At 34.3% G+C, this 13,409-nt stretch carries 11 protein-coding genes, 1 tRNA gene, 1 rRNA gene and 1 pseudogene; 5 read left to right on the top strand and 9 right to left on the bottom strand.

Annotated features, from left to right (window positions below; all coding sequences use genetic code 11):
* The 6 genes and pseudogenes from AC1RPY_RS06115 to AC1RPY_RS06090 form a co-directional block, all read right to left on the bottom strand.
* Positions 1–771, bottom strand: coding sequence for a TatD family hydrolase (locus AC1RPY_RS06115; RefSeq protein WP_481761795.1), 771 nt, complete (start codon positions 769–771; stop codon positions 1–3).
* A 78-nt stretch (positions 772–849) separates the two neighbouring features.
* The gene (metG, locus tag AC1RPY_RS06110) at positions 850–2,883 is read right to left on the bottom strand and encodes a methionine--tRNA ligase (protein ID WP_481761796.1); all 2,034 of its coding nucleotides are present in this window, start codon (positions 2,881–2,883) and stop codon (positions 850–852) included.
* Between the two features lie 148 nt (positions 2,884–3,031).
* The gene (locus AC1RPY_RS06105; protein ID WP_409021927.1) at positions 3,032–3,364 is read right to left on the bottom strand and encodes a hypothetical protein; all 333 of its coding nucleotides are present in this window, start codon (positions 3,362–3,364) and stop codon (positions 3,032–3,034) included.
* Positions 3,365–3,381: 17 nt separating this feature from the next.
* Entirely contained in the window at positions 3,382–3,861 is a 480-nt protein-coding gene (locus AC1RPY_RS06100) for an NUDIX domain-containing protein (protein WP_481761797.1), read from the bottom strand.
* Positions 3,861–4,835, bottom strand: coding sequence for an IpaB/EvcA family protein (locus tag AC1RPY_RS06095; protein WP_481761798.1), 975 nt, complete (start codon positions 4,833–4,835; stop codon positions 3,861–3,863). The genes AC1RPY_RS06100 and AC1RPY_RS06095 overlap by 1 nt, the downstream gene beginning before the upstream one ends.
* A pseudogene (locus tag AC1RPY_RS06090) lies at positions 4,836–6,107 on the bottom strand (hydroxymethylglutaryl-CoA reductase, degradative); the annotation flags it as partial. It abuts the gene before it with no gap.
* A gap of 114 nt (positions 6,108–6,221) precedes the next feature.
* Here AC1RPY_RS06090 and AC1RPY_RS06085 point away from each other — a divergent pair.
* From AC1RPY_RS06085 to AC1RPY_RS06075, 3 genes are all read left to right on the top strand, one after another.
* The gene (locus tag AC1RPY_RS06085; RefSeq protein WP_481761799.1) at positions 6,222–7,007 is read left to right on the top strand and encodes a transporter substrate-binding domain-containing protein; all 786 of its coding nucleotides are present in this window, start codon (positions 6,222–6,224) and stop codon (positions 7,005–7,007) included.
* 79 nt (positions 7,008–7,086) lie between these two features.
* On the top strand, positions 7,087–7,788 hold the full coding sequence (locus tag AC1RPY_RS06080) for an amino acid ABC transporter permease (RefSeq protein WP_481761800.1): 702 nt from the start codon (positions 7,087–7,089) through the stop codon (positions 7,786–7,788).
* A gap of 12 nt (positions 7,789–7,800) precedes the next feature.
* The gene (locus AC1RPY_RS06075) at positions 7,801–8,553 is read left to right on the top strand and encodes an amino acid ABC transporter ATP-binding protein (protein WP_481761801.1); all 753 of its coding nucleotides are present in this window, start codon (positions 7,801–7,803) and stop codon (positions 8,551–8,553) included.
* Positions 8,554–8,578: 25 nt separating this feature from the next.
* On the opposite strand, the gene AC1RPY_RS06070 is transcribed toward AC1RPY_RS06075, so the two are convergent.
* Together AC1RPY_RS06070 and trpS are read right to left on the bottom strand one after the other, a co-directional pair.
* Positions 8,579–9,496: a Ppx/GppA phosphatase family protein gene (locus tag AC1RPY_RS06070; RefSeq protein ID WP_481761802.1), complete on the bottom strand. Its 918-nt coding sequence runs from the start codon at positions 9,494–9,496 to the stop codon at positions 8,579–8,581.
* Between the two features lie 45 nt (positions 9,497–9,541).
* Complete coding sequence (gene trpS / locus AC1RPY_RS06065) at positions 9,542–10,558, bottom strand: tryptophan--tRNA ligase (protein ID WP_481761803.1); 1,017 nt, start codon at positions 10,556–10,558, stop codon at positions 9,542–9,544.
* A gap of 341 nt (positions 10,559–10,899) precedes the next feature.
* Here trpS and helD point away from each other — a divergent pair, with 341 nt between their 5' ends.
* Positions 10,900–13,143, top strand: coding sequence for an RNA polymerase recycling motor HelD (gene helD, locus AC1RPY_RS06060; RefSeq protein ID WP_481761804.1), 2,244 nt, complete (start codon positions 10,900–10,902; stop codon positions 13,141–13,143).
* Between the two features lie 47 nt (positions 13,144–13,190).
* Positions 13,191–13,263: transfer RNA gene (locus AC1RPY_RS06055), tRNA-Thr, on the top strand.
* Positions 13,264–13,333: 70 nt separating this feature from the next.
* Here AC1RPY_RS06055 and rrf read toward each other — a convergent pair.
* Positions 13,334–13,409 (bottom strand): 5S ribosomal RNA (rrf, locus tag AC1RPY_RS06050); the annotation flags it as partial.

The following is a 13,409-nucleotide window of genomic DNA, read 5'->3' as shown; positions in this document are numbered from 1 at the left end:
TTACCCTATCCTAAATAAGTTTTCGGCATTTTTAAATGTTGCCGCTGCCATATCAATACTTGAACTCTCTCGAATTTTTGCGACAGCTTCCAAGACGTATCTTGTGTATCCTGGTTCATTGCGCTGACCTCTATAAGGTTCTGGCGTTAAATATGGTGCATCTGTTTCAATTAAAATTCGGTTGCTTGGTGTCACTTTAACGGCTTCATGAACTTCTTTAGCACTATTATAAGTCACAATACCACTATAGGATAAATGCATCCCTAAGTCTAAGAATTTCTCTGCCCATTTTGCATCACCATTAAAGCTATGCATAATGCCACCAATATCACGAATATCAGCTTCTTTCAGGATTGTATAAACATCCTCAAAGGCATCTCGATTATGAATAGAAATTGGTAATTTTAACGCCTTCGCAATCTCAACCTGACGTTTGAAAACTTTTTTCTGCGTTTCAATTGGAGACGTATCCCAATGGTAATCTAGGCCCATTTCACCCATTGCGACAACTTTTGGCGACTGTAATTGTTCTATCAAAACTTCTTCAGTCTCCGGTGTGTAGGTTTTTGCCTCTTCTGGATGCCAACCAATTATAGAATATAAATTAGGATAGCTTTTTGATAGTTCTAGTGATTTCAAAATGCTTGGTTGATCAAATCCAACAATTGCCATTTTAGTCACGTCAAATGCTTTTGCACGCTCAATAACTTCAGGAATTTCCGTTGTAAATTCATCAGAATTAATATGTGTATGTGTGTCAAATATTTCCAAGGGATACCTCTCCTTTCTAGCAGTAAAATGAAGAAGGACTAGAGCAAAACCAAGTTTTGTTTCCAGTCCTTACTTTATTTAGCCTACAATTGCGCCATTTTTAATATCTTCATCAACGGTAATTAATTTCAATTTACCATCGTATTCTACAGATAGAATCATTCCTTGGCTAATTTCGCCTTTCATCTTACGCGGTTTTAAGTTCGCAACAATCACAACTTTTTTTCCTAATAAGACATCTGTTTCAGGATAAAACTCTGCTACACCAGACAAGATTTGACGATGATCAGGATCACCAGCATCTAATCTAAATTTCAATAGTTTATCAGCATTTTGTACTTTTTCAACTTGAATAATTTCAGCAACTTTTAATTCATTTGGCTCAAATTGATCAAATGTCGTTTGAGGTAATGTTAAGTTTAGAGCCACATTTTCTGGATTCCAATCTAAAGAATCCTCTGTATCATTAACTGCCATTGCTTTACGCCCTTTCTTCTTATCTGAAACTGTCATTTGATCTTTAATATAGGCAATCTCTTCTTCAACATCTAAGCGTGGGAAAATAGGCGTTCCTTTTTCAACAACGACGCTGTCCATTGGGAAATCAGAGTAGTTTAATTCTTCAATAGCCATATCTGCCGTGTCTAAACCTAATTGTTCAAAAATTTCTTTAGGTGCATGCGTCATAATAGGTTGGATTAAGACAGCAATCACACGTAAACTAGCTGCTAAATGTACCATAACACTATCAAGTTCAGCTTTACGTGCTTCATCTTTAGCTAAAACCCATGGTTGTGTTTCATCAATATATTTATTTGTTCTAGCAACTAATTTCCAGATAGCATTTAATCCATCTGAGAATTCCATTTTATCCATTAATTCAGTATATTCCGTAATTGTATCTTCAGCTGTTTGACCTAAGTCTCCATCAAATTCAGTTACGTTACCCTTTAATGCTGGAATTTTACCACCATCGTATTTGTTAATCATCGCAACAGTTCTATTTAATAAGTTCCCTAAATCATTAGCTAAATCAAAATTAACACGTGAAACAAAGTCTTCTGGTGTGAAGACACCATCATTACCAAATGGTACAGCGCGCATTAAGTAGTAACGGAGTGCATCCAATCCATAGCGTTCTACTAACATTTCTGGATAGATAACGTTACCTTTTGATTTAGACATTTTACCGTCTTTCATTAACAACCAACCATGACCAAAAATTTGTTTTGGTAAAGGTAAATCGAGCGCCATCAAAATAATTGGCCAGTAAATCGTATGGAAACGCACGATTTCTTTACCAACCATTTGAACATCTGCAGGCCAATATTTATCAAATAGTTCAGTATCATCTGAACCATAACCCAAGGCTGTAATATAATTTGCTAAAGCGTCAATCCAAACATAAACAACATGTTTAGGGTTACTTTTAACTTTTACGCCCCAGTTAAATGTCGTTCTAGATACAGCAAGATCTTCCAAACCAGGTTTAATGAAATTATTTATCATTTCATTTTTACGTGATTCTGGTTGAATAAAATCAGGATGATCTTCATAATATTTTAGTAAACGATCTGCATATTTACTCATTTTAAAGAAATATGATTCTTCTTTAACTAATGAAACTTCGTGACCACTTGGCGCTTTACCACCAACCATTTTACCGTCATCATCACGGAAAACTTCAGCCAACTGTGATTCTGTAAAGAATTCTTCATCAGAAACAGAGTACCAGCCTTCGTATTCTCCTAAATAAATATCGCCTTGTTTAAGTAATTTATCGAAGATATATTGCACAGCTTTTTCATGTTGATCATCTGTTGTTCGAATAAATTTATCATTTGTAATTTCAAGGGTTTTCCATAATTCTTTAATATCACTAGCCATACCGTCGACATAAGCTTGTGGTGTTGTCCCTAATTCTTCAGCTTTTTGTTCGATTTTCAAACCATGTTCATCTGTTCCCGTTAAGAAGAAAACATCATATCCTTTTTGGCGTTTGTAACGTGCTAAGACGTCACACGCAATTGTTGTGTATGAATTTCCAATATGTAATTTACCAGATGGATAATAAATTGGTGTTGTTAAATAAAATGTGGGTTTTTCTGTCATTTTTTAAGACCCTTTCCGTATCGTATTTCATGTGTTTTTTAACATTCGTTCTGTATAAACTCCTTAACAGTATATCATAGTTTTCAGCCGATTTTAAGCAATAAAAAGAGACAGTCCGTGAGTTTAACATAGACTATCTCTTTTAAAATTAGCGTGCATATTTTTGAAATTGACGAATAATCATAATTTCTTTTTCAGATAGCTGTCCATCTAAAATGGTAATTAAAATCCGCCCAACCCGTCTTGGATCTTGTTTCAGTGCCGTGATACTAAACGTTATCGCCGCAACCATCAACGTTAGTAGTAACCCTTCACCTTTTGTGAAAACTGTTCCAAATAACGTTATTGGATTTCCACCAAAAAAACTAGAAAAACCAAAGTAAAACAGAATGAAGTCAAAAAACCGCTGAAAATAAGTTAGCCATTGTAATCTAGTCTTTAGATTATTTAATCGAGTAAAAATTTCACTGTGTTCAATCATTTTACAACAGTCCTTCACTATAATTTAATTTTAAAATCAACTAATTGTGAACCATTAAAATTTGTCAAATATCGATGAAATTCATCCTTTAAAATATAGGGTAACACAGGAACTAAATCAGGTGTTAGTCCGACGTTTTGCTTATTCAAAGCCCATTCAACTGGAAAGTCTGCTAAAATACCTTCTCGTGTTCTTTGTGGATATTGTTTTCCAAATGGTTGTTGTAAAGAGATATGAAATAACGCTATTGTAGCTTGATATTCGTCGTCCACTGACCATTCAAGATAACCCGTTGGTCTACATTGAGAATCGGTAATTTTGATTCCTGTTTCCTCATATAATTCACGAAGCATCCCTGCAAGTTCAGATTCTTGTGGTTCACGTTTACCACCAATTCCATTCCAAAGACCAACATATGGTTTTTTCAAACGATTTAATAATAAAATGTTGTTTCCAGCTGTGATAACAGCTAGATTATATTTTGCTAAATCAATCATTATTCAGCAGTTCTAACTATAAAGCGCATCTTAATTGTTTGCATTAATTCTAACACTGTCATATCGTACGTACGTAAAATAACCTCTTTTGAATCCGCATTTCTAGGTACTGTAATAACAAATGCATTTTGTTGATCATTCTTTTGAATACCAACATAAGCTGACGCAAAATTAACATTACTTTTAAATTCAGAATGCATAATATCAAACAATTGACGTACTTCTAATTTTAATTGACGTTCACTGAAAACTGGTGTTAACGTTGCAAACGTATTTAAGTACATTTTTGGTAATTTCCACGCTTCAAGTTGTGCATCGAAGGCTTTAAATAAGGCAACCGTTGCTCGGCGAGCTTCAAAAGGTGCACGTAAGTCATTAGATGTTAAGATTTCCAATAATTTAAGTGCAGCATCTGTTGCGATAGGGTAAAATTCTAAGAATTTTTCAGTAATTTGTTCCATATCTTCATTTTGAAAGAACACCAAAGCATCTAAAAGTGTGATTAATCGGTACATTCCCCATTCATCTGGGCCGCTACCTTCTTTAGGTTCAGCAGTCACTGTTGCCAAGATTCCTTGATAGAATAATTCTCTAATATTATCATCAATAAACCCATTTTCTTCTTGTAATCTAAAAATAGTCCCATGTAAAACCGTATCATAAAGTTGAACAGCCGTCGCATTGATTTTATCGTCGATATTAAAATCATCCGTTGTCATTTTTAACATTAATTCAGGTGCCTGATTAAGTTGCAAGAAAAAATGGAATAGTTCATGCGAAATCAAGTAATCAGGTGCTGTAATATCAGTCACATTAATAATGAAATTTCCATCTTCTAACCGAGATTCTACTTGTTGATGCTTAATAAACCCAACTTTTTCGCCACCATATTGAATTTTAATTTCTCCATCAAATTGTTCTTTAATTGTAGTAATTAAATTTTGTGTATTTTGGTGTAATGTAATCTCAACCATTTAATTATCCCCTTTTTTTCTTAATTCATTTAGTTTTTTTGTTGCAACCTCTGTATCTGGTCGATTCTCATTTTTTAATAACTCAGTTAATTGTGCCACTTCTTCGTCTACAGCGCCAACTTTAACTGCCAGTGATTTTAGTTGAAGACCCATATGTCCCTTTTGAATACCCTCAGAAACAAGTGCTTTAAGTGCCGCTAAATTTTGAGCTAACCCAACACTTGCAACCAAACTAGCAAGCTCTTTTGCTGATCGAATACCCATCATTTTTTTATTAATTTGAACCATTGGGACAATATCAATCGAACCCCCAACAACTCCTATGGGCATTGGTAATTTAATTATGCCAACTAAATTATCACTGACTATCGACCATTTCGTCAAGCCACGATACTGGCCATCTTGGCTAGCATAAGCATGAGCACCTGCTTCAACGGCACGCCAATCGTTTCCCGAAGCAATGAGAACCGCATCAATCCCATTCATAATACCTTTATTATGTGTGACGGCACGATATGGGTCAAGTTGAGCCACTCGACTTGCTGAGACAATTTTCTTAGCTATGTGTTCACCACTAATTTCTGCAGAATCTAACAACGTAAAAGGAATTGAGCAGCTTGATTCAACTAATGAATCTGTTGCGTAGTTGGATAGAATACTCATAAGGACGTCTTGTTTAAACTGTGTTTGCAGCGTTTCACCAACTGCCTCCATCATTGTATTTACACTATTAGCGCCCATTGCTTCTTGAACATCTACTGCTAAATCTACCGAAATTAGATCAGCTGCTAGTTTTCGAACTCTGACCCAACGTGCGCCACCGCCTCGTTTTACAAGTGAAGGACGAGCAGCATTCGCTATTTTAATTAAATTCAATTGTTGTTCATTAATTTGGTTGATAACGTTATCCGCATCATCAATATTTTCTAAAATAACTTGACCTATCATTAAGCGTGATTTAATTTTTGTTGTAAATCCACCCGCAGATGCAATTATTTTTGCCCCATTATTATTTGCCGCAATTACAGAAGGTTCTTCAGTTACCATTGGGACCGTCATCTTTTTTCCATCAACTAAATAATTAAACGCAATACCTTCTGGCAAGGTAAAATCTGCTATATAATTTTCAGTCATCTGATCCCCTAATTCATGATTAAGAGCATGCGTTTCTATTTCTAATTTTTCATCATCTGAAATAAGATTGTCATTTAATAAGGTTATTAATCTATCATGCCATTTTTTTTGATAAAATTTTATAAATTTTGTCATTACCTTAGTCCTTTTTGTTGTTTTTACTTTTAGTAAGAGAAATAATTGGTTTCTTAGCTTATTTTACGCTATTATAGATAGATAATATATTACTTTTAAAAAAAGGGGCGTACTAAAATGAAAAAAATATTAAGTCTTGCCAGTGTGTTATTGATTGCTCTTGCTTTAACCGCCTGCGGTAAATCGAAAGATACAGCATCCGATGTAACACAAACAAAGGGTACATTAACAATCGGATTAGAAGGTACTTACCGCCCTTATAGTTACCACGATAGTAACAATAAATTAACTGGTTTCGAAGTTGATCTTGGTAAACAATTAGCTAAAAAAATGGATTTAACGCCTAAATTTATCGAATCAAAATGGGATTCATTAGTTGCAGGATTAGATGCTAACAAATACGACGTTGTTTTAAACAACGTTGGTGTTACAAAAGAACGTCAAGATAAATACAACTTTACATCACCTTATATTTATTCAAAATCAATTTTAGTCGTCAAAAATAATAACTCTTCTATTAAAACGATTAAAGATATTAAGGGTAAAAAGATGGCACAAACGGTTACAAGTGAAAATGGAGCCGATGCTGAACGCCTTGGTGCTGATGTTGTCTCAACAGATGATTTTGCAAATACAATCAGTTTAATCCTAGATGGTCGGGCTGATGGTACCATTAACAGTAACGATGCTGTCTATTCATACTTAAAAGAAAAACCTGATACGAACATTAAAACAATTTCAACAGGTTCTGAAATTCCAGCATTAAAAGTTGCTGGCTTAATCCAACAGGACAACCCAAAATTACAAAAAGAATTAAACAAAGCACTTAAAGAATTACGTGCTGATGGCTCATTATCAAAACTATCAAAAAAATATTTTGGTAGCGACATCACAAATAAATAATTCCAAAAGGACTGGTGCAAAATCCATTTTGTCATCAGTCTTTTTTTATTAATAATAGATTAAGAGAGGTTCCGCGTTTATGAAACTTGTTATTGATTCACTCCCAACCATTTTAGAAGCTGGAATTCGCTACACTATCCCTTTGACGATAATTTCATTCGTTATCGGGATCATCATCGCAATTATCACCGCACTAGTTCGAATATCAGATATAAAAAAAGGCAGTACCTTCACCCAAATTTTAAAAGGGATTGGTAAAGCATTCTTTTCATTCTATGTTTGGATTTTCAGAGGAACGCCTTTGATTGTGCAATTATTTATCCTATTTTATGGACTACCTAGATTACCAGCACCTTATACAGTTGAATTCGGCGCATTCAGTGCCGCTGTTATTGTTTTTTCATTAAACGTTGGTGCTTATGCATCGGAAACAATTCGTGCAGCTATTCTATCAATTTCAAAAGGTCAGTGGGAAGCTGGTTACGCCATTGGTATGACACACACAACCGTGTTATTTCGCGTTATTTTACCACAAGCAGCACGGGTCTCACTTCCACCTTTATCAAATAGTTTCATTGGTTTAATAAAGGATACGTCATTAGCCTTCTCAATCACGATTGTCGAAATGTTTTCCGTTGGTCAACAAATTGCGGCAAGAACTTATGAACCTATGACCTTATACTGTGAAGTAGCGGTCGTTTATCTAGTCTTTTGCTCAATTTTAAACGTTGGTCAATATTATCTAGAAAAAAGAACATCGCGTTACATTAAAAATAACTAGGAGGTCTTAACTTTGATTAAATTTGAAAATGTTAATAAATACTTCGACCAACATAAAGTCTTAAAATCGTTGTCATTTGAATTACCAGAAAACGAAACAACCGTCATCGTTGGTCCTTCTGGTTCCGGTAAATCAACCTTATTACGCTCATTTAATTTATTAGAACAACCCGAAGAAGGTCTCTACTCATTAGATGATAAAAAGATCGACTTTACCCAACCAATCAGTGAAAAAACAATTTTGGAAGTTCGTCGTGAAACAGGTATGGTTTTCCAAGACTATAACTTATTTCCTCATTTAACTGTTTTGAAAAATGTTATGGAAGGACCCCTTCACGTTTTAAAGGAACAAAAATTAATTGTTGCACAACGCGCTGAAGAACTTTTAGAATTAGTCGGTCTTTCAGATCGTGCTAATTACTATCCAAGCCAGTTATCTGGTGGTCAACAACAACGTGTAGCTATTGCTAGAGCAATGGCAATGAATCCTAAATATTTATTATTTGATGAACCAACTTCTGCACTAGATCCTGAATTAGAAGCAGAGGTTTTAAGAGTTCTACTTAAGTTGGATATAGAAAAAAAATCAATGGTTATCGTTACTCATAATATGGCCTTTGCAAAAGCTGTTGCCAATAATATCATTTTTCTAGAAGATGGCAATATCTTATTTAATGGTTCACCAGACGAATTTTTCAATCACCCTACAGAACGCATTCAAAAATTTTTATCAGCAATGACATTCGAAGATATTTTACCAAAATAAAAAGACATCAATTTTTGATGTCTTTTTATTTACCTAATTTAGTTGTTAAATAACCTTCTCGGACACCACTTTCAGAAAAAATGACACCAACAGAATTTAAATATTGTCCCAGAACAACAACTGGTGCAATTCCACCTACAATAATATCCGCACGGTTAGAAGCTATACCACTGACTTGTGCACGCTTTTTAGTCGTCAAGCCTACCAAGTCCTCAAAAGTTAATGAAACTGCCTTACGTGACAATTGATAGCCATTAATTGCCTCCGTATTAATTAGCTTCTGTTTTTTGCGGTTTAAACGTCCAATAATTCGATTTGAGCCGCCAAGTAGTACGAGGGGCAACTCCATTGCTTCCTTCAACCACTCCAACTTTTGAAAAGCGGTCACCAAGTACTCCATTAACTGAAATAATTCTTTACTCGTAATCTGTTCATTTTTTAAATATTTTTCGGATAAAGTCACTGCACCAAATGGCAAACTCACAAGATGTACCACTTTTCGATTAACCACATGGATTAATTCACTGCTTGCGCCACCTGTATCCAAAATCAAGCAATCATGAATTGGTAAGGCTTCCATTACACCCATATAATCGTAATAAGCTTCATCATCCCCACTTAAAACTTCAATATCAGCACCAACTGCCTCTTTAATTCGACGTAAAAATTCTTTTTGATTTCGAGCCATTCGTACAGCTGCAGTGGCAATTCCATGTACAGCAACCGGTCCATAAATATCATATTGTTTTTTAAAACTAACTAAGGCTTCAATTGTCCTAGCCATCGCATGTTCCTGTAACACTCGGGATTTCCCCATCCCTTCAGATAATCGTGTTTCCGATTTTAAACGCTTAATTTCTTTAAATTGTCCATTATCAAGTTGTTCGTTAATTGATAATCGAACCGAATTTGAACCCAAATCCAATAAAACAAACTTTTCCATTATTACTCACCTCATACTAAATCAAAGAAACGTTTCACAACCGAACTAGTTAAAATAATTAATTCCAATCGCATCTCTAACTTCGTTCAATGTTTGGTTTGCAACAGCATTAGCTTTATCACTACCCGCTTTTAACATTGCATAAATGGCTTCAGGATCTTTAGCTAATTCAGCTCGTCGTTCACGAATTGGAGCTAACTCAGCTTCAAGTACTTCATTTAAATAACGTTTAATTTTAACATCGCCTAAGCCACCTGCTTGATACTGGGCCTTAAGTTCGGCAACTTTTTCAGTATCTTTATCAAAGATATCAAGATAAGTAAATACCATGTTACCCTCAACTTTACCTGGATCTTCAACATGAATATGATCTGGATCTGTATACATTGACATTACTTTCTTCTTCAATGTCTCCGCATCATCGGCAAGGAAAATCCCGTTTCCTAGTGACTTACTCATTTTTGCATTACCATCTAATCCAGGTAAACGTCCTTGCCCTTTTGGAGGGAAGACACCTTCTGGTTCAACAAGAATATCTTGTTGATAAATTGTATTAAAACTTCTAACGATTTCGCGTGTTTGTTCAATCATTGGTTCTTGATCATCGCCAACAGGTACAACTGTTGCTTTAAATGCTGTAATATCTGCAGCCTGGCTAACCGGATAAACAAAAAATCCGGCAGGAATACTGCGTTCAAAATTCTTTTGTTGAATTTCAGCTTTAACTGTAGGATTACGTTCCAAGCGAGAAACAGTTACCAAATTCAAGTAATAACTTGTTAGTTCCGTTAATGCAGGAATTTGAGATTGAACAAAAATAGTTGATTTGTTTGGATCAATACCAACCGCTAGATAATCTAACGCTACTTGAATTAAACTATTTTTAATTTTTTCCGGATCACGTGCGTTATCTGTCAAAGCTTGTTGATCAGCAATCATGATGAATATCTCATAATCACCAGAATTTTGCATTTCAACACGATTCTTTAATGAACCGATGTAGTGCCCGATATGTAGTTTCCCCGTAGGTCGATCCCCTGATAAGACTACTTTTTTTGTCATATTTACGCTCCCTTTCTATCTATAAAAAAAGTCCTATTGTTAGTAAATAACAATAGGACGACTGTCTCGTGGTACCACCTAAATTGCAGAATAAAATTCTGCCACTTACCGATAAGGAGGTTACCCAAAATTCTCATATATCCAATTCAGTCCGCCACCATACCTTCCAGCAAAATCAGTATGTCCCTGTTCTAGTTGGCGTTCCTACTTCGCAATAATCAATGAATTATCTATTAGTGTAAGTGTAGCGTGTTCAACAGAAAAAATCAAATAATATTAAATACTAGACGAATATTTCAAAAACCTTTAAACTAGGTCAATAGTACAAAGGGGGCATTAAGATGTCAGAAGAAGAAATCGAACAAAATAGAGTTGATTCAATTATTACTGAAATTAATCACCAATCTATTAAAACAGCCGAACTATGTGAAAAAGCACATAAAGAAACCTCATCAGTTGAAAAAAACTATGTAGATAATGCCAAAATCAATACTTTTGAAGTTGATGATAGAATTGAAACGAATGCCGAAGTGCAACAACAGAAACAATTGGTCGCCACGACTATCCAAACTGAAGAAATATTAGAAAAACAGGTTCATACTTTAAAACAATTAGGCGATTCACCTTATTTTGGACGTATCGACATCCAAGACGATGGCGATCCAGAACAGGAACAACTCTATATTGGTCTAGCCTCTCTAGTAGATGATCATCAAAATTTTCTAATACATGACTGGCGTGCACCTATTTCAAGTATTTATTATAACGGCGCATTGGGTCATATTTCTTATAAGACACCACAAGGAACTCAAATGACAGAATTATCCAAAAAACGTCAATTTCAAATTAAAGAAGGTAAAATCCTATCGATGTTTGATACCAATGAAACAATTGGCGATGAATTATTGCAACAAGTTTTAGGCGAACAAAGTGACACACAGATGAAAAATATTGTTTCTACAATTCAACAAGAACAAAACACAATTATTCGAGATACAACAAGTGACTTATTAGTTGTCCAGGGGGTTGCCGGAAGTGGGAAAACATCCGCTATTCTACAACGTATTGCATTTCTACTCTATCACTCAAGAACATCACTAAATGCGGATCAAATTATATTATTTTCTCCAAATCTACTTTTCAGTCACTATATTTCCGATGTACTACCTAGCCTGGGCGAAAAGAACATGAGACAAGTCACGTTAGCCGAATTCTTCTCTAATCGTTTTCAAGGATTAAAGGTTGAAACCTTATTTGAAAATTATGAGTCAAACAATAAACATGCTTCATCTGATTTAAGAGGTAATGCACTTTTAAAAAAAACAATTGAAAATTACTTAAATGCAGTAGATTCATCTGAATTAGCCTTCACAGATATCATTTATGAAGGTATCCCGTTCTTTAAAAAAGAAGAAATCGCTAATATATTTACACATCTACCACATAATATGTTGTCATCAGATAAATTTACCGCAACAAAAAATACACTAACAAAACGATTAAAAACTAGAATTGCCGAAATGGCAGAATCTGATTGGATGCGTGAAGAAATTGATTCGTTATCTGATTCTCAATATGAAACATATTTAAGTGATTATGAACGCGATGAATTTGATAGTATTGATAAAGAAATATCATATATTGGTACCATTATATTAAAAGATCGCTTTAATATTGTATATGATGCGATTTACAATAATTATTTTATTGATATTTATGAGCAATATGCTAAATTCCTTGAAATTACAATTTCAATAGAAGAAAAAAAATCATTCCAATCAAACTTAGAGCTTCATAAAATCACGTTATTAGATGCCACACCACTACTATTGCTACGAGACTTACTAACGGGTGATGGTCAAAATAGAAATATCGAACATCTTTTTATTGATGAAATTCAAGATTACTCTCCGCTGCAACTCTTATATTTAAAAAATTGTTTTCCTAACGCTAAATTAACACTTTTAGGAGATAGTGAGCAAGCTTTATTCTATGATTTAATCTTACCAGCTAAATTTTTAGAAAATTTAAATCATATTTTACAAGTTAAAAAAACTAATTTAATTATTTTAAATAAAAGTTACCGATCAACATTTGAAATTACTAATTTTGCAAAATCATTGCTACCAGACGGAAATAGCATTGAATCATTCACACGTCATGGCGAATTACCTAAAATATACTTTAGTAAAACCCGGGCTTCTGCACTAGCATCTTTAATAGCCCTAATTAAAAATGGTGATACTAATAACCAACCAGTAACTATCATCACTAAAAATTTGGCTGAATGTAAATTACTATATAGTGAACTCAGATCATTAGTAAAATTAACAATGGTTACAGATGGCGACAGAAAAATTCCAGAAGAAACAATAATATTACCTATTTATTTAGCTAAAGGCTTGGAATTTGATTCTGTTATTGCTTTTGATATTTCAAAAAAAAATTATATTTCAAAAAATGATCTTGGTACCCTTTATACTCTTTGTTCACGAGCAATGCATACCTTAACTATCTTTTCCATTGAGTCACTATCTCCGTTGCTTACGAATTCCATAAATAATTCTAGTGTTTTGATTGTTTAAATTTAGGTTGATTTATTTTTAATATTACTATAGACTTTTATAGTAATGCCGCTTTAGCTCAGTAGGTAGAGTATCACCATGGTAAGGTGGGGGTCACCGGTTCAAATCCGGTAAGCGGCTTTTTATTTTACAATCGCATAAAAAAAGGACATTAACAATTATGTTAATGTCCTTTTTTTATTTATTATTAGCATGGCAACGTCCTACCCTCGCAGGGGGCGACCCCCAACTACTCTTGGCGCTAAGAAGCTTAACTTCTGTGTTCG

The sequence above is a fragment of the Dellaglioa sp. CoH-56-MRSF-12 genome (assembly GCF_056782075.1).
This window is presented reverse-complemented; position numbering and strand designations above follow the sequence as displayed.

What these genes read in the sequence shown, in the direction of transcription:
- metG (WP_481761796.1), bottom strand. Translation starts at nt 2,883, where the DNA reads ATGACAGAAAAACCCACATTTTATTTAACAACACCAATTTATTATCCA.
- AC1RPY_RS06105 (WP_409021927.1), bottom strand. Translation starts at nt 3,364, where the DNA reads ATGATTGAACACAGTGAAATTTTTACTCGATTAAATAATCTAAAGACT.
- AC1RPY_RS06100 (WP_481761797.1), bottom strand. Translation starts at nt 3,861, where the DNA reads ATGATTGATTTAGCAAAATATAATCTAGCTGTTATCACAGCTGGAAAC.
- AC1RPY_RS06095 (WP_481761798.1), bottom strand. Translation starts at nt 4,835, where the DNA reads ATGGTTGAGATTACATTACACCAAAATACACAAAATTTAATTACTACA.
- AC1RPY_RS06085 (WP_481761799.1), top strand. Translation starts at nt 6,222, where the DNA reads ATGAAAAAAATATTAAGTCTTGCCAGTGTGTTATTGATTGCTCTTGCT.
- AC1RPY_RS06080 (WP_481761800.1), top strand. Translation starts at nt 7,087, where the DNA reads ATGAAACTTGTTATTGATTCACTCCCAACCATTTTAGAAGCTGGAATT.
- AC1RPY_RS06070 (WP_481761802.1), bottom strand. Translation starts at nt 9,496, where the DNA reads ATGGAAAAGTTTGTTTTATTGGATTTGGGTTCAAATTCGGTTCGATTA.
- trpS (WP_481761803.1), bottom strand. Translation starts at nt 10,558, where the DNA reads ATGACAAAAAAAGTAGTCTTATCAGGGGATCGACCTACGGGGAAACTA.
- helD (WP_481761804.1), top strand. Translation starts at nt 10,900, where the DNA reads ATGTCAGAAGAAGAAATCGAACAAAATAGAGTTGATTCAATTATTACT.